The sequence below is a fragment of the Thiobacillus denitrificans genome (assembly GCF_001530125.1).
GTDB classification, from domain to species: domain Bacteria; phylum Pseudomonadota; class Gammaproteobacteria; order Burkholderiales; family Thiobacillaceae; genus Thiobacillus; species Thiobacillus denitrificans_C.
The window spans coordinates 205,160-225,842 of sequence record NZ_LDUG01000018.1; the positions used below are offsets into that span (position 1 = coordinate 205,160).

At 65.0% G+C, this 20,683-nt stretch carries 16 protein-coding genes; all 16 read left to right on the forward strand.

Annotated elements, in window-relative coordinates; translation table 11 throughout:
* Positions 1-204: 204 nt before the first annotated feature.
* The 16 genes from ABW22_RS06275 (at position 205) to ABW22_RS06350 (ending at position 20,528) form a co-directional block, all read left to right on the forward strand.
* Entirely contained in the window at positions 205-828 is a 624-nt protein-coding gene (locus tag ABW22_RS06275; RefSeq protein ID WP_059753372.1) for an XrtA/PEP-CTERM system exopolysaccharide export protein, read from the forward strand.
* A 46-nt stretch (positions 829-874) separates the two neighbouring features.
* Positions 875-2,407, forward strand: coding sequence for an XrtA system polysaccharide chain length determinant (locus ABW22_RS06280; protein ID WP_059753376.1), 1,533 nt, complete (start codon positions 875-877; stop codon positions 2,405-2,407).
* A gap of 8 nt (positions 2,408-2,415) precedes the next feature.
* The gene (locus tag ABW22_RS06285; RefSeq protein ID WP_059753381.1) at positions 2,416-3,360 is read left to right on the forward strand and encodes an XrtA-associated tyrosine autokinase; all 945 of its coding nucleotides are present in this window, start codon (positions 2,416-2,418) and stop codon (positions 3,358-3,360) included.
* A gap of 67 nt (positions 3,361-3,427) precedes the next feature.
* Positions 3,428-4,861, forward strand: a complete 1,434-nt coding sequence (locus tag ABW22_RS06290) for a TIGR03016 family PEP-CTERM system-associated outer membrane protein (protein WP_237763252.1) — start codon at positions 3,428-3,430, stop codon at positions 4,859-4,861.
* 81 nt (positions 4,862-4,942) lie between these two features.
* The gene (locus ABW22_RS06295) at positions 4,943-5,983 is read left to right on the forward strand and encodes an XrtA/PEP-CTERM system-associated ATPase (RefSeq protein WP_059753389.1); all 1,041 of its coding nucleotides are present in this window, start codon (positions 4,943-4,945) and stop codon (positions 5,981-5,983) included.
* Positions 5,980-7,083 (forward strand): non-hydrolyzing UDP-N-acetylglucosamine 2-epimerase, encoded by a 1,104-nt coding sequence (gene wecB, locus ABW22_RS06300; protein WP_059753393.1) that lies wholly within the window; start codon positions 5,980-5,982, stop codon positions 7,081-7,083. Before ABW22_RS06295 ends, wecB begins: the two co-directional genes overlap by 4 nt.
* Positions 7,083-7,928, forward strand: coding sequence for an XrtA system polysaccharide deacetylase (locus ABW22_RS06305; protein WP_059753397.1), 846 nt, complete (start codon positions 7,083-7,085; stop codon positions 7,926-7,928). The genes wecB and ABW22_RS06305 overlap by 1 nt, the downstream gene beginning before the upstream one ends.
* Positions 7,929-8,235: 307 nt before the next feature.
* Positions 8,236-9,267: a FemAB family XrtA/PEP-CTERM system-associated protein gene (locus ABW22_RS06310; RefSeq protein WP_059753725.1), complete on the forward strand. Its 1,032-nt coding sequence runs from the start codon at positions 8,236-8,238 to the stop codon at positions 9,265-9,267.
* Between the two features lie 129 nt (positions 9,268-9,396).
* Positions 9,397-10,617 carry a TIGR03087 family PEP-CTERM/XrtA system glycosyltransferase gene (locus ABW22_RS06315; protein ID WP_059753402.1) on the forward strand — a complete coding sequence of 407 codons (1,221 nt, stop codon included), beginning with the start codon at positions 9,397-9,399 and terminating at the stop codon, positions 10,615-10,617.
* Positions 10,614-12,176 carry an exosortase A gene (xrtA, locus tag ABW22_RS06320; RefSeq protein ID WP_059753406.1) on the forward strand — a complete coding sequence of 521 codons (1,563 nt, stop codon included), beginning with the start codon at positions 10,614-10,616 and terminating at the stop codon, positions 12,174-12,176. Before ABW22_RS06315 ends, xrtA begins: the two co-directional genes overlap by 4 nt.
* Positions 12,173-13,297 carry a TIGR03088 family PEP-CTERM/XrtA system glycosyltransferase gene (locus ABW22_RS06325; RefSeq protein ID WP_059753411.1) on the forward strand — a complete coding sequence of 375 codons (1,125 nt, stop codon included), beginning with the start codon at positions 12,173-12,175 and terminating at the stop codon, positions 13,295-13,297. The genes xrtA and ABW22_RS06325 overlap by 4 nt, the downstream gene beginning before the upstream one ends.
* Positions 13,298-13,448: 151 nt before the next feature.
* Entirely contained in the window at positions 13,449-15,368 is a 1,920-nt protein-coding gene (locus tag ABW22_RS06330; RefSeq protein ID WP_059753415.1) for an XrtA/PEP-CTERM system amidotransferase, read from the forward strand.
* A gap of 469 nt (positions 15,369-15,837) precedes the next feature.
* Positions 15,838-17,064 (forward strand): TIGR04063 family PEP-CTERM/XrtA system glycosyltransferase, encoded by a 1,227-nt coding sequence (locus tag ABW22_RS06335; protein ID WP_059753419.1) that lies wholly within the window; start codon positions 15,838-15,840, stop codon positions 17,062-17,064.
* A complete protein-coding gene (locus ABW22_RS06340) occupies positions 17,057-18,313 on the forward strand; it encodes a glycosyltransferase (protein ID WP_059753423.1) in 1,257 nt (418 codons plus the stop codon). Before ABW22_RS06335 ends, ABW22_RS06340 begins: the two co-directional genes overlap by 8 nt.
* Positions 18,310-19,155: a sulfotransferase family protein gene (locus ABW22_RS06345; RefSeq protein ID WP_059753425.1), complete on the forward strand. Its 846-nt coding sequence runs from the start codon at positions 18,310-18,312 to the stop codon at positions 19,153-19,155. The genes ABW22_RS06340 and ABW22_RS06345 overlap by 4 nt, the downstream gene beginning before the upstream one ends.
* Positions 19,152-20,528 carry a phenylacetate--CoA ligase family protein gene (locus tag ABW22_RS06350; protein WP_059753429.1) on the forward strand — a complete coding sequence of 459 codons (1,377 nt, stop codon included), beginning with the start codon at positions 19,152-19,154 and terminating at the stop codon, positions 20,526-20,528. Before ABW22_RS06345 ends, ABW22_RS06350 begins: the two co-directional genes overlap by 4 nt.
* The last annotated feature ends 155 nt before the right edge of the window (positions 20,529-20,683 follow it).

The window sequence follows — 20,683 nt, forward strand, 5'->3', positions numbered from 1 at the left end:
GACAGGCGCCGGGCTTGCGACACTGGTGTCGGGTTGCCGACGTTCCGGCCAGCGTGCGGCGGGTGCGGGTCTTTGCTTAGCAAGGCCGCCGTAGCGTCTATAGTCTGGCCTGAGGCTTGCTTACAGTCTTTGGCGATGTAACTAGATTTAACTCGCTCAGGCATAATGCCAGCGGATTAACTGCATATAAAAGGGAGGGTGGACATGTTTACGATCAACAAGCATATCGCACGCGCCGGCGTGGTGCTGGCCGTTGCTGCCATGACGGGCTGCGCCGGCACGCCGACCTATCCGCCTGCGCCCGAGCGCACCGGGCAGTTCGACTGGAATTATCTGGTCGGCCCGGGCGATTCGGTCAATGTGTTCGTCTGGCGCAATCCCGAGGTCTCCGGCAACTTCCCGGTGCGCCCCGACGGCAAGATGACCATGAACCTGATCGAGGATCTGCAGGCCTCCGGCAAGACCCCGACCCAGCTGGCGCGCGACATTGAAAAGGCGCTGGCCAAATACATCCAGGAACCCATCGTCACCGTCATCGTCGGCGGCGGCGTCGGTCCGTTCGACCAGCAGCTCCGCGTGGTCGGTGAAGCGGCCAAGCCGCAGGCACTGAACTACCGTGAAAAAATGAGCCTGATCGATCTGATGATCGCGGTCGGTGGCCTCACCGATTTTGCCGCGGGCAACAAGGCCTACATCCTGCGTACCGAAAACGGCAAGCAGGAACGCCTCGGCGTGCGTCTGGAAGACTTGCTGCGAGGCGGCGACATTTCAGCCAACGTCGACATGCGCCCGGGCGATGTGCTGGTGGTGCCTGAAAGCCTGTTCTAAGCTTGTCTGCGCCGCATTCTGCGGCGCTTTTTGATGGAACGCCCTTATGGATCAAATATTTCAACAAATTCTGGGTTATGCCAAGGCTTCCTGGCGGCGCCGCTGGTGGGGCGTGGCGGTGGCCTGGCTGGTATGCATCGTCGGCTGGACCTGGGTGATGACGATCCCCGACCGTTATGAGGCGTCGGCACGCGTCTATGTGGATACCCAGAGCCTGCTCCAGCCGTTGCTGGCCGGGCTGGCGGTTCAGCCCAGTGTCAACCAGCAGATTACGATGATGACGCGCCAGTTGGTTAGCCGTCCGACCCTGGAAAAGGTCGCGCGCATGACCGACCTCGACGTGAGGGCCAAAACCCCCGAGCAGACCGAGGCGTTGTTGAATGGTATGGCCGACCGAATTAGCATCGCCGATACCGGACGCGAAAACCTCTACACCATCAGCTATCAGGATCCCAATGGCGAACTGGCCAAGAAGGTCGTGCAGTCGCTGCTGACCATTTTTGTGGAAACCAGCCTCGGCAAGACTCGCCAGGACATTTCCAGCTCGCAGCGCTTCATCGAGGACCAGCTGCAGCAATACCAGCAGAAGCTCACCGACGCCGAAACCGCACTCACGGAATTCAAGCGGACGCACATCGGCATGATGCCGGGGCAGGGCGGCGACTACTACGCCAAGCTGGCCGAAACCTCGGCGCTGCTGCGCCAGGCGCAGCTGGACCAGCAGGAAGCCGTCAACCGCCGCAACCAGCTCAAGCGTCAGCTTACCGATGAAGAGCCCGAGCTTACCGCTGCAGCGATGGCATCGAGCAACAGCGAAATCGACGGCCGCATTCAGGCGCTGGAAAAACAGATGGACCAGCTGCGCATGCAATACACCGACCTGCATCCCGATATCCAGTCGACCAAGCGCCTGATTGAAAGGCTGGAAGAACAGAAGAAAATCGATCTGGCCGGGCGCAAGGCCGATCCGGCTGGGGCCCGAATCCAGAATCCGGTCTATCAGCAGCTGACCATTGCCATCGCCGAGGCGGATGCTACGGTGTCTTCGCTGGGGGCCCGGGTGGCCGAATATCAGCGCCGCTATAGCGAACTGCGCAATGCGTCCAACATGATTCCGCAGGTGGAGCAGGATTACACCCAGCTGATGCGCGACTACGACGTCTATCGGCAGAACTACGACGCCCTGCTGAAACGCCGCGAATCGGTCACCATGTCGGGCGAGGTCGAAAGCAAGACCGACACTGTCGACTTCCGTGTGATCGATCCGCCCTTCGTGCCGAGTCAGCCGGCGGGGCCGGATCGTCCGCTGTTGCTGTCGCTGGTGACGCTGGGCGGACTCGGCGCCGGCATCGCGGTGGCTTTCCTGCTGAGCCAGCTGCGTCGCACCGTGACTGACCGCCGCGCCCTGCGCGAGCTGACCGGGCTGCCGCTGCTGGGCGCAGTGGCGCGGGTGGAAACCGATGAAAGCCGCCGCCACAAGCGCAAGGGCCTGCTGGCCTATCTGGCCGCGCTGGGCGGCCTGATAGGCGCGTATGGCGCCGTGATGATCCTGCAACTGGTTGTGTCGCGCGCAGGCTAGGAGAAACCATGAGCATTATTGAAAAAGCAGCCGGCAAGATTGGCGCCGGCGCCCCCCGCCCGGCGCCCCAGGACAGCAACAGCGATTTCGGCCACGACGCCGGCCTGATCGAAAACGCGCTCAACAAGCAGCGCAGCGGTCACGCTTCGCCCTTTGTCGCCACCCCGGTCGAGCCGATGTTCAATGCGACGGATGCCGAGGCGGTGCTGGAAGGCAACAGCCAGGTGCAGTCGATTAACCTTGCGCGCCTGCACCGCATGGGTGTGGTGTCGCCGGATGCCGAGAAAAGCCAGATCGCTGAAGAGTTCCGCATCATCAAGCGCCCGCTCATCGCCAATGCCTTCGGCCAGGGCGCCGCGCGGGTCAAGAACGGCAACCTCATCATGATTACCAGTTCGCTGCCGGGTGAAGGCAAGAGCTTCTGCGCCATCAATCTGGCCATTTCGATGGCGATGGAGATGGATCGCACCGTGCTGCTGATCGACGCCGACGTCGCCAAGCCGCGCATCCCCGAGTATCTCGGCATCCACGCCGACAAGGGGCTGCTCGACGTGCTGCAGGACAAGGACCTGAAGCTGTCCGACGTGCTGATCCGCACCGATATCGCCAAGCTGACCGTGCTGCCCGCCGGCCGCACCTACAAGCGCGCCACCGAGCTGCTGGCCAGCGCCGCCATGACGCGCCTGATCGAGGATATCGGCAACCGCTATCCGGACCGCATCATCCTGTTCGATTCGCCGCCGCTGCTGGCGACCAGCGAGTCGAGCGTGCTGGCCACCCACATGGGGCAGATCGTCATGGTAGTGGAAGCCGAGCGGACTTCGCAGGATGCGGTGCGTGAAGCCCTGAGCCACATCCAGTCATGCGAAGTGGTGGGCATGTTGCTGAACAAGACCACGCCGACCCCGGGCGCAGATTACTACTATGGCTACTATGGCAGTTACGGCAAATAAGCCCCGCCCGCGCCGCCCGGTTTTTCCGGTAGGCGCGTGTTCTGTTTTCATGGCGATGGCATGTGCAATGCCCGCGTACGCGCTCGACTGGCGCCTTGAGCGCAGCGTCGGCGCGTCGGCCACCCTTACCGACAATGCCAATCAAAGCGCAACGGACCCGGAAAATGCGTTGATCCTCAGCGTGATGCCGAGCTTTATCCTGCGCGCCGAAGATTCGCGCCGCGTACAGGCCACCCTGCAATATGGCCTGCGGGGGGTGGCACGTTTCGGCGAGAATCAAAGCACCGACCTCTATCACAACCTCAACGCCATCGGCAAAGCCGAGCTGATCGATGATTTCCTGTTTGTCGACGGCAGCGCGCGCATCTCGCAGGAGCTGATTTCGCTGCTGGGTTCGCCGGCCGATGCCGAGATCAACGACAGCAACCGCGCCACCGTCGGCACCTATTCGATCAGCCCCCACATCCAGCAGCGCCTCGGCACCTTTGCCCGTGCGCAGGCGCGCTACACCCATTCCGGCGCCATTTTCGGCAGCAATGTCGCGTCCAACGCGGTCAGCAATGGGTTCAATGCCTCGCTCAACAGCGGCACCCGCTTCACCGATCTGAGCTGGGGGCTGAACTACTCGATCCGCGACGTCACCAACCGCGACCGCAATGTCAGCGATTCGACCTTTGAGCGCGCGACCGCCTCGGCGGGCTATGCCCTGAACCGCAAGTTTCGCGTATTCGGCACCGTCGGGCAGGAATGGAACGACTATCTGAGCGCGACCGACACCGATGGTGCGTCCTGGAGCGCGGGCGCCGGCTGGTCGCCGTCGCGCCGCACCAGCCTCGAAGCCTCGGTGGGTGAGCGCTTCTTCGGCAATACCTACAGCGCGACGGCACGTCACCGCACCCGCGCCACGAACTGGAATCTGAGTTATGCCGAAGATATCAGCGACATCAGCCGGTTCCTGGGGACGACCGGTACGGTGTATGACTACCTGTGTCTTATGGATGGAGAGCTTAAGCTGTTCGACGATTGGCCATTCAGTTTTCCGCCTGCCCCGACGAACTGCGTTAGCTTCGGTGGAAAGCCCGGACTGCTGTTCGATTTGCGCAACGGCGTATTCATCTCCAAAACCCTGCGCGCAGGGGTGAGTTGGGGGAAAGGCAAGCTCAACTATTCGCTCAATGCCTTCGACATCCGCCGCGATTACCAGCTGCTCGACAGCGAGGATCGCAGCCGCGGCGTCACCGGCGCGGTGAACTACCGCTTCGCCCCCAAAACCAACATCATCGGCAGCGTCAGGCTGGCCCGCAACGAGGTGCCTGTCGCCCTTTCCGGCACCACCGATCGGGAGGACGATCTGGTCACCCTTTCGCTCGGCGTGAACCATCAATTCGCCTCCGATTTGAGCGGCGCGTTGACATTCCGCCATACCCAACGGGATTCGAATGTGGCGGATGCCGACTTCGAAGAAAACCGCCTCACGGCCTCGGGCAACATGCGCTTCTGACCAGTCTTCCGGCATGGCACAGCCGTTGCTTCGCATCCTGCGCGCACACGGGCTGTGCCACTCTCAGAAAACGGACCGTTCATGTACAAAGATTATTACCGCTTCAGCGCCAAACCCTTTCAGCTCAACCCCGACCCGCGTTTTTTCTACGGTTCCAAGGGGCACAAGCGGGCGATGGCGTATCTCGATTACGGCCTGTCGCTGGGTGAGGGCTTCATCGTCATCACCGGCGAAGTCGGTGCCGGCAAGACCACGCTGGTGCGCAACCTGTTTCGCCAGCTCGAGGCCCACAACCTGATCGCCGCGCAGCTGGTGTCGACTCAGCTGGATGCCGAGGACACGCTGCGCAGCGTCGCCGCCTCGTTCGGGCTGGAGCACGAAGGTCTCACCAAATCCGCGCTGCTGAAGAACCTGGAAGACTTTCTGATCGCGGCCACCCGCCAGGGCAAGCGTGCCCTGCTGGTGGTCGACGAAGCGCAGAACCTCACCCCGCGCGCGGTCGAGGAACTGCGGATGCTGTCCAACTACCAGAACAACGAGCGCTCGCTGATCCAGACCTTTCTGCTGGGCCAGCCCGAGTTCCGCGGCATCCTGCAAAGCCCCAACATGCAGCAACTGCGCCAGCGCGTGGTGGCCTCCTATCACCTGGGGCCGATCGATGCGGACGAGACCCGCGGCTATATCGAACACCGCCTGCGCACCGTCGGCTGGCAGGGCAGCCCCAGCTTCGATGCGGAAGCCTTTGCCGCCCTGCATCTTTTTACCGGCGGCATTCCGCGCCGCATCAATACCACCTGCGACCGCCTGCTGCTGTTCGGTTTTCTCGAAGAGAAGACCCATTTTGGCGAAGCCGAGGTCAACGAAGTCATCGCCGACCTGAAGAACGAAGTCGCGCACCAGGATTTTCATGGCGCCACCGGCGTCAACGGCGGCACATCCAGCGGCGGCATGCTGCACAACGAAGATGCCGCGCTGCTGACCCATCGGGTCGAGCAGATGGAACGCTCGGTCAACCGCATCCTGCCCATCGTGCGCAAGATTTTGTATACCGTGAGCGAGCGCAACGCGGCGGCGGACGAAGGTGCGCCGGCAGACAAGCAAGACAGCACAGCCAAGCCATGACCCAGGTCTTATGCGTCGCGGGCGCGCGCCCGAATTTCATGAAAATCGCCCCGGTGATGGCCGCACTGGCCGAAACCGGGATCGCCGCCCAACTGCTGCACACCGGCCAGCATTACGACGCGGCGATGAGCGACAGCTTCTTTGCCGATCTCGGCATCCCGCGTCCCGACCATCACCTGGAGGTCGGTTCCGGCAGCCATGCGGTGCAGACCGCCGAGGTGATGAAGCGCTTCGAGCCGGTGCTCGAAAGCGTGCAGCCGCAGGCGGTGCTGGTGGTGGGCGACGTGAATTCCACCCTCGCCTGCGCGCTGGTGGCGGCCAAGCACGGCGTGCGGGTGATCCACGTCGAGGCCGGCCTCAGGAGCTACGACCGCGGCATGCCGGAAGAAATCAACCGCGTGCTGACCGACCAGATTTCCGATCTGCTGTTCATCACCGAAAAGAGCGCGCTGGCCAACCTCGTGCGTGAAGGCATCGACCCCGCGCGCGTCGAGTTCGTCGGCAACGTGATGATCGACACCCTGCACCGCAACCTCGAACGGGCGGTGCCGGCGAGCCTCACCCTCGGCACCCTGCTGCCGCACTATGCGGTGCTGACGCTGCACCGGCCGTCGAATGTCGACGATCCCGCCACGCTTGCCGGGCTGCTCGATGTGATCGGCGAAATCAACCGCAGCCTGCCGGTGGTGCTGCCGCTGCATCCGCGCACCCGCGGCAACATCGAGAAATTCGGGTTCACCGCCCGCCTCGACGGCCTGCACATCCTGCCGCCGCTCGGCTATCTGGAAATGCTCGGCCTGATGCGCGATGCCAAACTGGTGCTCACCGATTCCGGCGGCATCCAGGAAGAGACTACCGCGCTCGGCGTGCCCTGCCTCACCCTGCGCGAGAACACCGAACGTCCGATCACCATTGCCGAAGGCACCAATGTCCTGGTCGGCCCCGATCCCGCTGCGATCCGGGCGGCGTTCAACGACGTCATGTCGAATGGCGGCAAGGCCGGGCGCATTCCCGAATACTGGGATGGCCGCGCGGCGATGCGCATTGCGCATACCCTGCAGGGCTGGCTGCCGCAGCGGAAAGGGACACGGGCTGCGTGATGGCTGGGCCAATCAAGAACGCCATGTCGGTCGACGTCGAGGACTATTTTCAGGTCTCGGCGTTTGCCCCGCACATCCGCCGCGAAGACTGGGACAGCCTGCCGTGCCGGGTCGAGCGCAATGTCGATGCCATCCTCGGTCTGCTCGACGAGGCCGATGCCAGCGCAACCTTCTTCACCCTCGGCTGGATCGCCGAGCGCTACCCGCAGGTGGTGCGGCGCATCGTCGACGGCGGCCACGAACTTGCCAGCCACGGCTACGGCCACCAGCGCGTATCCGACCTCACGCCGGCCGAATTCCGTGACGACATCACCCACGCCAAGCGCCTCCTCGAAGACCTCGGCGGCGTCGCCATCCGCGGTTACCGCGCGCCGAGCTTTTCCATCAACCAGAACAACTGGTGGGCGGTCGAGGAACTGGAAAATGCCGGTTACGTGTACAGCTCCAGCATCTACCCGGTCAAACACGACCACTACGGCATGCCCGATGCGCCGCGCTTTCCGCACCGGCCCAATGGCGAAGCCGGCATCCTCGAACTGCCGCCGACCACCCTGCCGCTGCTGGGGCGCAACCTGCCCGCTGCGGGCGGCGGCTGGTTTCGTCTGCTGCCGTATGAGGTGTCGCGCTGGATGCTGCGGCGCGTCAACGCGCAGGACCAGGCGCCGTGCATGTTCTATTTCCATCCCTGGGAACTCGACGCCGGGCAGCCGCGCCAGCGCGGTATTTCCGCCAAGACGCGCTTTCGCCATTACGTCAACCTGCAACGCATGCCGGGCAGGCTGCGCCAATTGTTGAACGACTTTGAATGGGACCGCGTTGACCGCGTGTTCCTCCCCGGCCAGTGAACCCGGGTTTATCCTTCGTGCCAAAACCCCACTGTAGGAGGCCCGCCCCCGGGCCGAATGCGGACGGTTGCGCGGCACGGGCAATCGCGGCGAGGGCGCCGGTGCGCGGTTGTTGCCGACTTGTCGGCTATACAACCACGGCCTACCCCTTGCGGGTGCTCCTACAAGGGGCGCGGGCGCCTGCTGGGATGGCGGGCAGGAGGCCCGCCCCCGGGCCGAATTTTGGCCGAATCAATAGGATGCATAAACAAACGGAGCATCCGATTTGAATACGCAAGCCGAACCCCTCGCCGTGACCACCGATTCGATGGCTGACGTCACGGTCCGAACGCTGGAAACCAGCGACTTCGCGCGCTGGGACACCTATGTGAACACGCATCCGGACGCGACCTTTTTCCACCGCGCCGGCTGGCGCCGCGTGATCGAGGAGGCGTTCGGCCACCGCACGCATTTTCTGCTGGCCGAACGCGGCGGCGAGGTGGTGGGGGTGCTGCCGCTGGCCGAGATCGACAGCTGGCTGTTCGGCCACGGCCTCGGCTCGCTGCCGTTCTGCGCCTACGGCGGCATCCTGGCCGACCACGACGCCGCCTTCCGCGCACTCGACGAGGCCGCGCAGGCGCTCGCCGGCACCCTCAAGGTTGGCGCGCTCGAATACCGCAACCAGATCGCGCAGCATGCCCACTGGCCGACCAAGGACCTGTACGTCACGTTCAAGAAAGCCATCGAACCCGAAATCGAGGCCAACATGAACGCCATCCCGCGCAAGCAGCGCGCGATGGTGAGGAAAGGCATCAAGGCCGGGCTGGTGGGCGAGATCGACGCCGACACCACGCGCTTCTTCGAGGCCTACTCGGCGAGCGTGCATCGCCTGGGCACGCCGGTATTTTCGCGCAAGTTTTTCCGCCTGCTGAAGGATGAATTCGGCGACGACTGCGAAGTGCTGACCATTACGCTCGACGGCAAAGTCATCTCCAGCGTGATGTCGTTCTATTTCCGCGACGAAGTGCTGCCGTATTACGGCGGCGGCGTCGATGCCGCGCGCGCGGTGGCCGGCAACGACTTCATGTACTGGGATCTGATGCGGCGCGCCTGCGAGCGTGGGCTGCGCGTGTTCGACTTCGGCCGCAGCAAGCGCGGCACCGGCTCGTTCGACTTCAAGAAGAACTGGGGCTTCGAACCGACGCCGCTGTATTACGAGTATTGTCTGGTGACCGACACGGACGTCCCGGAAATCAACCCGCTCAACCCCAAATACCGCCTGTTCATCCTGGCCTGGAAAAAAATGCCGCTGGCGCTCGCCAACGTGATCGGACCGCATATCGTGAAGAATCTGGGATGAATCAAGTGCTTTTTACCACAGAGGCACAGAGGCACAGAGGAAAACCCTACCCGATCAGAGAGACAGCGAATGTGGTCTTCTCTGTGTCTCTGTGCCTCTGTGGTTGCTGTTTTTCCCCGGCTTGATTCTATGGAAGGCCTGCTGTTTCTCGCGCATCGCATCCCGTTCCCGCCCAACAAGGGCGACAAGATCCGCTCGTTCAATCTGCTGCGGCATCTCTCCACGCGCTATGCAATCCATCTTGGCGCCTTCGTCGACGACCCCGACGACTGGCAGTACCGGGACGCGCTGAAGCCGTATTGCGCATCGATCAAGCTGCTGCCGCTGCACCCGCGCCGCGCCAAACTGGCGAGCCTGGTCGGCCTGCTCAGCGGCGAGGCGCTGACCTTGCCGTATTACCGCAACCGCGAGCTTGCCCGCTGGGCGGATGAACTGGCCGCCTCCGGCGCGGTGACGCGCGGGCTGGCGTTCTCTTCGGCGATGGCGCAGTTCATGCCGAAAAATCTCGCGCGGCGCGTGCTCGACATGGTCGATGTCGATTCCGACAAATGGACCCAATACGCGCCGACCCAGCGCTGGCCGTTGTCGTGGCTGTATGCGCGCGAAGGCCGCAAGCTGGCGGCATGGGAAGCGCGTGTGGCGCGCGATTTCGACGCCACTCTGCTGGTGTCGAATGCCGAGGCGGCGCTGCTGCAACAGCGCGCGCCGGCCGCGCAACACAAGATCGGCGCATTCGAGAACGGCGTCGACGCCGAGTATTTTTCGCCGGCGCGCGACTATCCGAATCCGTATCCGCCCGGCGTACAGGGCGTGGTGTTCACCGGCGCGATGGATTACTGGCCGAATATCGATGCCGTCAGCTGGTTTGCCGAACGGATCTTTCCGGCCGTCCGCGCGGCGGTGCCGGGCGCGCAGTTCACCATCGTCGGCAGCCACCCCACTGAAGCCGTGCTGGAACTGGCGCGTCAGCCCGGCGTCGTCGTTACCGGCAGCGTGCCCGACGTGCGGCCCTGGCTGGCCCATGCCGCCTGCGCGGTCGCCCCGCTGCGCATCGCACGTGGCGTGCAGAACAAGGTGCTCGAAGCGATGGCGATGGCGCGTCCTGTCGTCGCCAGCGCCCAGGCCGCCGAAGGCATCCGCGCCGAAGCCGGCCGCGATTTCACGCTGGCGCTGGGCGAAGCCGAATTCGCCCGCGCCGTCGTCGCCCGACTGCAGAGCGTGTCTACCGCCGCGCCCGCGCGCGACTGTATCCTGGCCCACTACGACTGGGCCCGCAATCTGAGCACGATCGACCCCCTGTTTGAACAGGCAACTGTTGTGCCCCCCATTCTGGAGACCTGCCCCGCATGAGCGCACTGCCCGATGCCCTTCCCGCCGTTCCCCCACGCAGCAACTGGCTGCTGTCGGGTGCGCTGACCCTCGGCGTCCTGCTGATCCTGGCTGGCGTGTTCTGGCCGACGGTCTATTCGATGGTCGAAATCTGGGAACGCTCGGAGACCTTCACCCACGGCTATCTCATTTTCCCCATCAGCGCCTGGCTCCTCTGGCGCCAGCGCCACGAACTGGCGCAGGTGCGGCCGCGCCCCGACCTGCGCGGGCTGATCCTGCTGGCGGCGGCCGGTGCCGGCTGGCTGCTGGCCGACGCCGGCAGCGTCAACGTCGTTGCGCAATACGCGTTCATTGCCATGCTGATTGCGGCGGTGTGGACGCTGCTCGGCTGGACCTTTGTCTGGGCGGCATTTTTCCCCCTGATGTTCCTGTTTTTCGCGGTGCCGGTGGGCGAGTTCCTGATCCAGCCGCTGATGGGGGTGACGGCCGATTTCACCGTGGCGATGCTGCAGTTCACCGGCATCCCGGTGTACCGCGAAGGCATGTTCTTCAGCATCCCCAGCGGCGACTGGTCAGTGGTCGAAGGCTGCTCCGGGCTGCGCTATCTGATCGCATCGGTCACGCTCGGCGTGCTGTACGCCTATCTCACCTACCGCTCATGGAAACGGCGGCTGTTGTTCTCGATCGCGGCCATCATCGTGCCGATCTTCGCCAACAGCGGGCGCGCCTACATGATCGTGATGATTGCCCACCTGTCCGACATGCAACTGGCGCTTGGCGTCGACCATTACATTTACGGCTGGGTGTTTTTCGGTCTGGTCATGCTGCTGCTGTTCTGGATCGGCAGCTTCTGGCGCGAGGACGACCAGCCCGAGCCCAGCCAGTCTGAACCTGGTGTGGCGCCGCCGGCTGCAGCGCCGGCAGGCCGGGCTGCGCGGCCGCGCCTGCAGGTGGCGATCATTGTTCTGCTGGTTGCAGGCCTGTGGCCGGCCTACGCCAGCTGGCTCACCGCGCGCCCGCTGCCCGCCATGCCTGCCTTGCAGGTCGAGTCGCAGGGCGGCTGGCAGGCCGGCGAGACCTTCACCAGCTGGACGCCGCACTGGGTCGGCGCCAACCGCCAGCTGCGCCAGTCGTATGCCCAGGCCGGGCGCAACGTGCTGCTGGAGCTCAATTACTACGTCACCCAGCGGCAGGGTGCCGAACTCATCAACTCGCAGAATTTCATGATCCGGCAGAAAGACCCGGCCTGGTCGAACGTCGGCGAAACCCGCGTCACGGTGGAAATCGGCGGCGTATCGCGGCAGGTGCGGCAGGCCAAGCTGCGCGGCAGCGATGGCCAGCGTCTGCTGGTATGGCAGTGGAACCTGATCAACCAGCACCCCACCGTCAACGACCATGCCGCCAAGCTGATCCTGGCGCTCGACCGCGTGCGGCTGCAGCGCGACGACGGCCTGTCGGTGCTGATCGCCACCCCGTACGACGCGGCGGAGCACGCGACTGCGGTCGCCACCCTGGCGCGTTTTGCCGCCGACATGGCGCCGGCGATCGGGCGCGCGCTCGATCAGGTCGACGGGCAGTGACCGCACACATCGTGCATATCGTCCACCGCTTCGATACCGGTGGCATGGAAAACGGCATGGTCAACCTGTTCAACGCCCTGCCGCCGGACCATTACCGGCACACCGTGGTGTCGCTCACCGACTACAGCGATTTCCGCCAGCGAATTGCCGCGCAGCCGGTCGCCTTCCACGCGCTGCACCGCGCCCCGGGGCATGGCTTCGGCTGGACGGTGCGCTTATGGAAACTGCTGCGAAGCCTCAAGCCCGATCTGGTGCACACCCGCAACCTGGCGGCGCTGGAAGCGCAGTTCGTCGCCGCCGCCGCCGGCATTCGCGCCACCGTGCACGGCGAGCATGGGCGCGACGTGTTCGACCTCTATGGACAGAACTGGAAATACAACCTGCTGCGCCGCGCCGCCCAGCCCTTTGTGTCGAACTACATTGCCGTGAGCCGGGATCTCGAGACCTGGCTGCGTCTGGCCATCCGCGTGCCGCCGCGCAAGTTGCACCATATCTACAACGGCGTCGACAGCGAAAAATTCCATCCGCGCGAAGGTGCGCGGCCGGCGTTTGCCCATCCCGACAGCATTGTGTTCGGCTCGGTGGGGCGCATGGTCGCGGTCAAGGATTACCCCACGCTCACGCGGGCCTTCATCCAGCTGGTGCGCCAGCAGCCCGAACGTGCCGCGCGCGCGCGCCTGGTCATCGTCGGCGAGGGCCCGGCCCGCAAGACCTGTCTCGACCTGCTGCAGGCCGCCGGCCTGGCGCACCTGGCCTGGCTGCCGGGCGCGCGCGACGACATTGCGGACATCATGCAGGTGCTCGACGTGTTCGTGCTGCCGTCCAAAAACGAGGGGATTTCCAATACCATTCTGGAAGCGCTGGCGAGCGGCCTGCCGGTGATTGCCACTGCGGTGGGCGGCAATCTCGAACTGGTGGAAGAGGGCGTCAACGGCATGCTGGTTCAGCCGGGCGACGTGGGCGGCCTGGCACAGGCCTTGCTCGGTTATCTGGACGCGCCGGCGCGCATTGCCGAACACGGGGAGCATGCGCGGCAGCACGCCGTGCAGCGCTTCAGCATTCCGGTCATGGCCGAGGCCTACGGCACCGTCTACGAACTGACATTGGGTAGAAAACACTGATGGGACACCGACAACTGAACCGGTATGTCGACATGACCACATCTTGTAGGAGGGGCGCCCTCGCCCCGATTGCCCGCGCCGCGCTACCGCACGCAATCGGCCCGAGGGCGGGCCTCCTACAACCCCCGCAACCCCAACCAATTCCAATCCTATGTGCGGCATAACCGGAATTTTCGATACCCGCGGCTTCGACGAGATTTCACGCGAGCTGCTGCATCGCATGAACGAGAGCCAGTTCCACCGCGGCCCCGACGAGGGCGGCCTGCATCTGGAGCCGGGCGTTGGCTTGGGGCATCGACGTCTGTCGATCATCGACCTGTCCAGCGGCCAGCAGCCGCTGTTCAACGAGGACGGCAGCGTCGTCGTCGTGTTCAACGGCGAAATCTACAACTTCCAGGAACTGGTGCCCGAACTCGAGGCGCTCGGCCACATCTTCCGCACCCATTCCGACACCGAAGTCATCGTCCACGCCTGGGAGGCCTGGGGCGAAGCCTGCGTGGCGCGCTTTCGCGGCATGTTCGCGTTTGCGCTGTGGGACCGCAACCTGGAAACCCTGTTCGTGGTGCGCGACCGCTTCGGCGTCAAGCCGCTGTATTACGCCTTCCTCGACACCGGCGAATTCATTTTCGGCTCCGAGCTGAAGTCCCTGATGGTGCATCCCAGCCTGGCACGCGACATCGATCCGCTGGCGGTCGAGGAATATTTCGCCTATGGCTACGTGCCGGAGCCGCGCACCATTTTCAAGCGCGCCTGCAAGCTGCCGCCGGGGTTCACGCTCACGATCAAGCGCGGCCAGGCGCGCGCGCTGCCCAAGCAATACTGGGACATGCCGTTCACCCCGGTGGCGGTTACGGACGAGGCCAGCGCAATGGACGAGCTGGTCGAGCGCATGCAGGAATCGATCCGCCTGCGCATGATTGCCGACGTTCCGCTCGGCGCGTTCCTGTCGGGCGGCGTCGATTCCAGCGCAGTGGTGGCGATGATGGCCACGCAGTCCGCAGCCCCGGTGAATACCTGCTCGATCGGCTTCGACGATCCCGCATTCAACGAAATCGAATTCGCCCAGAAGGTCGCCGACCGCTACAAGACGAATCACCACATCGAGACCGTCGCCTCCAACGATTTCAGCCTGGTCGACAAACTCGCCGGGGTGTACGACGAGCCCTACGCCGATTCGTCCGCGCTGCCGACCTACCGGGTGTGCGAACTGGCGCGGAAGCACGTCAAGGTCGCCTTGTCGGGCGATGGCGGCGACGAACATTTTGCCGGCTACCGGCGCTATCGCTGGTTCCGCTACGAAGAACGGATGCGCGCGGTGATGCCCCTCGCACTGCGCCGCCCCCTGTTCGGCGCGCTCGGCAAGCTGTACCCCAAGGCCGACTGGGCGCCCAAGGTGTTCCGTGCCAAGACCACCTTCGAGGCGCTGGCGCGCGACACCGTCGAAGGCTATTTCCATGGCATCTCGCTCTTGTCCGACGCCCAGCGCCGCCAGCTGTTCTCGCCGGCCTTCAAGCGCGAGTTGCAGGGCTACCAGGCGGTGGAAGTGCTGCGCCGCCACGCCGCCGTCGCGCCCACCGACGACCCGCTGTCGCTGGTGCAATATCTCGACATCAAAACCTATCTGGTCGGCGACATCCTCACCAAGGTCGACCGCGCCAGCATGGCGCATGCGCTCGAAGTGCGCGAGCCGCTGCTCGACCACGAGCTGATGGGCTGGGTCTCCGGCCTGCCGGTCGATCTCAAGCTGCGCGGCACCGAGGGCAAGTACCTGCTGAAAAAATCGATGGAACCCTACCTGCCGCACGACGTGCTGTACCGCAAGAAAATGGGCTTCTCGGTGCCGCTGGCAGCCTGGTTCCGCGGCCCGCTGGCGGTCACCATCCGCGGCGTGGTGCTGGGCGAGCGCCTGGCGTCCACCGGTCTGTTCAACCAGGATTTCCTGCGTGAAGTGGTCGAGACGCACCAGTCCGGGCGCCGCGATTATTCCGTCATCCTGTGGACCGTGCTGATGTTCGACGCTTTTCTCGGCCAGGTGCTGGGCGTGGACGAAACGGAAAGGCAGGCCGCATGATTACGATCCTTCCCCGTGGGAGCCCCCGCAAGGGGGAGGCCATGGTTGTACAGCCGCTGTCCCAAGGGATACACCTTCGGATAAAGCGACAACAACCATGCACCGGCGCCCCCGCCGCGATTGCCCGCATCGCACGACCGTCCGCAATCGGCCCGAGGGCGGGCCTCCTACAATCCCGTCCTGTAGACGCAGATTGCGCAGGCCGTAGGTTGGGCTGTCAAGCCCAACGCATTGGACCGCGCGCGGAGTTCTTTGTGCGCGTGAGTGATGCGCTGGGTGTGTTGGGCTTCATTTCATACAGCCCAACCTACGTGTCATTCAGCCCAACCTGCGTGGACTATGCCCGTCATTGCGAGCGAAGCGAAGCAACCCAGTCGTCGTGGTGCGAAGCACGGAATAAAGTCACTGGTGTGCATCCATCCTGGATTGCCGCGCTGCACTCGCAATGACGGCATGAAAGCTGACACCCATGAAAATCCTCCACGTCTTCGACCACACCCTGCCGCTGCATTCCGGCTACACCTTCCGCAGCGCGGCGATCCTGCGCAACCAGCGAAAAATGGGCTGGGACACCTACCACCTGTCCGGCCCCAAGCAGCTCAACTGCGACGTGATGGAAGAAGACGCCGACGGCCTGCACTTCTACCGCACGCCCCAACCCACCGGCCTGCTCGCCAAACTCCCCGGGGGCGACCCCTTCGCGGTGATGGGCGCGATCGAAGCTCGCCTGCTGGGCCTGGCGAAGGAACTGCAACCCGACGTCATCCACGCCCATTCGCCGGTGCTCGACGCGGTGCCGGCGATCCGCGTCGGCCGCAAGCTTGGCATCCCCGTGGTCTATGAAATCCGCGCCTTCTGGGAAGACGCCGCGGTCGACCACGGCAGCACCAAAGAAGGCAGCTTGCGCTACAAGCTCACCCGCGCGCTGGAAACCTGGGCGGTGAAAAACGCCGACGCCGTCACCGTCATTTGCGAAGGCCTGCGCCGCGATCTCGTCGCGCGCGGCATCCCGCCCGGCAAGATCACCGTCATCCCCAACGCCGTCGACGTCGACCAGTTCGCCGTCGGCGGCAAGCCCGATGCCGAACTGAAAATGAAACTCGGCCTCGGCAGCAGCCGCGTGCTCGGCTTCATCGGCTCGTTCTACGCCTACGAAGGGCTCGATCTGCTGATCGCCGCGTTGCCGGCCATCGCGAAGCAGATGCCCGACGTCAAGGTGCTGCTGGTCGGCGGCGGGCCGCAGGATGCCGCGCTAAAGCAGCAGGTGATGGCGCTCGACCTGAAGGACCGGGTGGTGTTCACCGGGCGCGTGCCGCACGCCGACGTCAACCGCTATTACGACCTGGTCGACGTGCTGGTCTACCCGCGCCATCCGATGCGGCTGACTAACCTGGTCACCCCGCTGAAGCCGCTGGAAGCCATGGCGCAGGGCCGCCTGATGGTGGCGTCCGACGTCGGCGGCCACAAGGAGTTGATCCAGGACGGCAAGACCGGCGTCCTGTTCCACGCCGGCAACGCGGGCGACCTCGCCAGCAAGGTGGTGGGCCTGCTGAAATACGAGCAGGGCTGGGACAGCATGAAGCGCAACGGCCGCCAGTTCGTCGAGTCCGAGCGCACCTGGGCTGCCAGCGTGGCGCGCTACCGCGGCGTATACGGCAGCCTCGTCAAATCCGGAATGGTGACCGCGCTTGGCTGAAGATCGCCCATCCGACCGCATCGACCTGGTCGTGTTCAGCGCGCTCTTCCCCAGCGCGGCGCGCCCCGGCGCCGGCCTGTTCATCCGCGAGCGCATGTTCCGCGTCGCCCAGCAGCGGCCGCTCGCCGTCGTCTCGCCGCAGCCGTGGTTTCCCGGGCAGTCGCTGATCCGCCTGCTGCGCCCCGGCTACCGCCCACAGGCCCCGGCGCTGGAAACCCAGCACGGCATCCGCGTGTACCACCCGCGCTATCTGTCGGTGCCCGGCCTGTTGCGCCAGTTCGACGGCTGGTCGATGGCGCTGGCGAGTTTCTGGTTGATGCGAAAACTGAAGCGCCAGGGCGCGCAACTGATCGATGCCCATTTCACCTACCCCGACGGCGAAGCCGCCACCCGGCTGGGGCGCTGGTTGGGCCTGCCAGCGACCATCACCCTGCGCGGCACCGAAGTGCCGCACAGCAGGAACCCCGTGCTGCGCCCGCGGCTGTCGCGCACCCTGAAAGCCGCCGCGCGGGTGTTTTCCGTCTCCGATTCCCTGCGCCGCCTGGCGATCGAACTTGGCGCCGGCGAAGATAAAACCGAAGTCGTCGGCAACGGCGTCGACACCGCCCGCTTCCATCCGGTCGGCCGCGCCGCAGCCCGCGCGCGATATGGCCTGCCGGATAGCGCGAAGGTGCTGGTCTCGGTGGGCGGGCTGGTCGAGCGCAAGGGCATGCACCGCGTCATCGACGTCATGCCGGCGCTGATCAAGCACCATCCCGACCTGCACTACCTCATCGTCGGCGGCGCCAGCCCCGAAGGCGACAACCGCGCCGAACTCGCCGCCCAGGTCGCCCGGCTGGGGCTGGCCGGGCGCGTGCATTTCCTCGGCGAACTGCCGTCGGACGAACTCAAATGGCCGCTGTCGGCATCGGACGTGTTCGTGCTCGCCACCCGCAACGAGGGCTGGGCGAATGTCTTTCTCGAAGCCATGGCCTGCGGCCTGCCGGTCGTTTCCACCGATGTCGGCGGCAACGCCGAAGTGGTCTGCCGCGACGAACTCGGCAGCATCGTCCCGTTCGGCGACAGCGCCGCCCTGCAGCAGGCGCTGGATGCCGCTCTCATAAAAGAGTGGGACCGCGCCGCGATCCTTGACTACGCCCAGGCCAACCAGTGGGAAAAACGCGTGACGCAATTGCTGCGGGCGTTCGCCCCCTTGCTCGCCAACGCCAGCAATCCGGAACAGTCTGCGCCGGCAGCAGCCGAACGATGAGCGCCAGCAAACCCGCCACCGGCCACGACGCACGCAGCCTGCCTGGCCGCATCCGGCATGCATTGTGGCGGCACAGCAAGGCACTTCGCCAGCGCGTGTTGCCGCGCGCCGTTGCGCACCATGTGTTGGTCGCCGGCATGCAGCGTTCCGGCACCAACTTGCTGATGGACGTGCTGGATGCCAGCGCGGACACCCAGGTGTTCCACGAAACCGACCCGCGCGCGTTCGAGCGCTACGAAATGCGCGATCTGGCCGTGATCCGGCAGCTAGCGCAGCAATGCCCGGCACCGGTGTTCGTGATCAAGGCGCTGTGCGAGCTCGACCGCATCAAGTTTCTGATGGAAACGTTCAGTCCGGCGAAAACCCTGTGGGTCGTGCGCGACTGGCGCGACAGCGTCAATTCGGCAATCAAGTCATTCGGCAACTTCGTCCCGCAATGGCAGCGACTGGCGCATGGCGACGTGGCTGACTGGCGCGGGCGCGGCATGTCGCCCGCCACCTGCGAATTGCTCGCTGCGCTTTACCGCCCGGACGCCAGCGAGGCCGAGGGCGCCGCGATCATGTGGTTTTATCGCAATGCGCTGTTCTTCGAGCAGCAGCTGGCCGCCGATGCGCGCGTGCGCGTGGTGTTCTACGAAGATCTGGTGCGGCATCCCCTGCGTGAAGTGGCGGCAGTCTACGATTTCCTCGGCTTGCAGGGTTTCAATCACCGGGTCGCCGGGCGCATTCATGCGCGCTCGGTCAAGCATCGCAGCCCGCCGGACATCGCGCCTGCGGTGGTTGCGCTGTGCGACGAACTGCTGGCGCGTTTCCGGGCACTGCCCCGCCAGGAAATGTCATGAGCGTCCCGGCCTGGTTCGCCCGCAGCGTTTACCGCGCCCAGGAGGCGGCGATGCACCGCCCCACCTTCGCGATGCTCGCCGAGCTTGAGCGGACGCAATGGCTGTCGCACGATGCGATGCAGGATTATCAAGCCGGACGTCTCAACGCGCTGCTGAAAAGCGCGCTGGCGCACAGCCCCTGGCATGCCGACCGCCTGCGTGCAGCCGGACTGGACGATTCCGCCAGGGCGGGCCGTGCGACGCTGGCTGACCTGGCCCGTCTGCCGACCATGAACAAGCGCGATGCGCGCGACAACGTCGAGCGCCTGGTCTGGCGCGAGGTGCCGGGCGGCGTGTTCAAATACACCACCGGCGGCTCCAGCGGCGAGCCGCTGATCTTCTATTTTGGCCGCGCGCGCCAGGCTGCAGATGCCGCCGGCCGCCTGCGCGCACGCCGCTGGTGGGGCGTGCAGCCGGGCGACCGCGAGGTGTATCTGTGGGGCGCGCCGGTGGAACTGAACAAGACCGACCGCATCAAGACCCTGCGCGACCGTCTGGTGAATCAACTGCTGCTGAATGCGTTCGAAATGACGCCCGCGCGCATGGACGAGTATCTGGCGGCGATCCAGGCATGGAACCCGAAGGCGATCTATGGCTATGCCAGCAGCCTGACGCTGCTTGCGGCGCATGCCGAGTCGCGCGGCATCCGGCCCAAGCTACCCGCGCTGCGCGTGGTGAGCACCACCGGCGAGCCACTGTTTCCGCACCAGCGCGAACTGATCGAACGCGTGTTCGGGGTGCCGGTCTCGGTCGAATACGGCGCCCGCGATGCCGGCCTGATGGCGCTGCAATCGCCGGACGGACCCCTGCTGCAAATGAGCGAAACGCATCTCATCGAAGTGCTCGACGACGCCGGCAATCCGGTGGAGGAGGGCGAGGCGGTGATCACCAGCCTGGTATCCGAGGCGCAGCCCTTCATTCGTTATCGCACCGGCGACGTGGTCCGGCGTTCAGGCAAGACCGATCCCGGCGGGCGCGGCCTGGCCGTGCTGGATGCCGTGGTCGGACGGCAAACCGATTTCATCGTCGCCGCCGATGGCCGCATCATGCATGCGCTGGCAGTGATTTATGTGCTGCGCGCGATTCCCGGCATCGGCCAGTTCAAGCTGATCCAGCACACGGTCGACCGGATGGAAGTGCAGGTCGTGCCGGACGCGCGCTGGAACGACGCAGCAGGCGAAGCCATCCAGCAGGGCTTGTGCGCCCGCTTGGGGAGCGAGCTGAAAATAGAACTGAAGCTGCTGGATGCCATTGCCCCCGAAGCCTCGGGCAAACATCGTTATGTCGTCAGTCATGTCCCCCTGCAGGGCGCGCTTGCGCAGGCCACAGCATGAATTCAACCGCCTGGCATCAAGTCCCCCGCCGCCCCCGTAGGCGCGCCGCCCCCGGCGCGATAGCGTGCGCACATCGCGCCGGGGGCGGCGCTCCCACAGGCCTCAATGGCCATCGCGGAGTCAGCATGCGCGCCCCCAATCCCCAATATGTTCCC

Excerpts from the sequence above, each read along its gene's own strand:
- xrtA (WP_059753406.1), top strand. The coding sequence starts at position 10,614 with ATGAGCGCACTGCCCGATGCCCTTCCCGCCGTTCCCCCACGCAGCAAC.
- ABW22_RS06275 (WP_059753372.1), top strand. The coding sequence starts at position 205 with ATGTTTACGATCAACAAGCATATCGCACGCGCCGGCGTGGTGCTGGCC.
- ABW22_RS06310 (WP_059753725.1), top strand. The coding sequence starts at position 8,236 with ATGGCTGACGTCACGGTCCGAACGCTGGAAACCAGCGACTTCGCGCGC.
- ABW22_RS06335 (WP_059753419.1), top strand. The coding sequence starts at position 15,838 with ATGAAAATCCTCCACGTCTTCGACCACACCCTGCCGCTGCATTCCGGC.
- ABW22_RS06330 (WP_059753415.1), top strand. The coding sequence starts at position 13,449 with ATGTGCGGCATAACCGGAATTTTCGATACCCGCGGCTTCGACGAGATT.
- ABW22_RS06295 (WP_059753389.1), top strand. The coding sequence starts at position 4,943 with ATGTACAAAGATTATTACCGCTTCAGCGCCAAACCCTTTCAGCTCAAC.
- ABW22_RS06285 (WP_059753381.1), top strand. The coding sequence starts at position 2,416 with ATGAGCATTATTGAAAAAGCAGCCGGCAAGATTGGCGCCGGCGCCCCC.
- ABW22_RS06305 (WP_059753397.1), top strand. The coding sequence starts at position 7,083 with ATGGCTGGGCCAATCAAGAACGCCATGTCGGTCGACGTCGAGGACTAT.
- ABW22_RS06290 (WP_237763252.1), top strand. The coding sequence starts at position 3,428 with ATGCCCGCGTACGCGCTCGACTGGCGCCTTGAGCGCAGCGTCGGCGCG.
- ABW22_RS06345 (WP_059753425.1), top strand. The coding sequence starts at position 18,310 with ATGAGCGCCAGCAAACCCGCCACCGGCCACGACGCACGCAGCCTGCCT.
- ABW22_RS06350 (WP_059753429.1), top strand. The coding sequence starts at position 19,152 with ATGAGCGTCCCGGCCTGGTTCGCCCGCAGCGTTTACCGCGCCCAGGAG.
- ABW22_RS06315 (WP_059753402.1), top strand. The coding sequence starts at position 9,397 with ATGGAAGGCCTGCTGTTTCTCGCGCATCGCATCCCGTTCCCGCCCAAC.
- ABW22_RS06280 (WP_059753376.1), top strand. The coding sequence starts at position 875 with ATGGATCAAATATTTCAACAAATTCTGGGTTATGCCAAGGCTTCCTGG.
- wecB (WP_059753393.1), top strand. The coding sequence starts at position 5,980 with ATGACCCAGGTCTTATGCGTCGCGGGCGCGCGCCCGAATTTCATGAAA.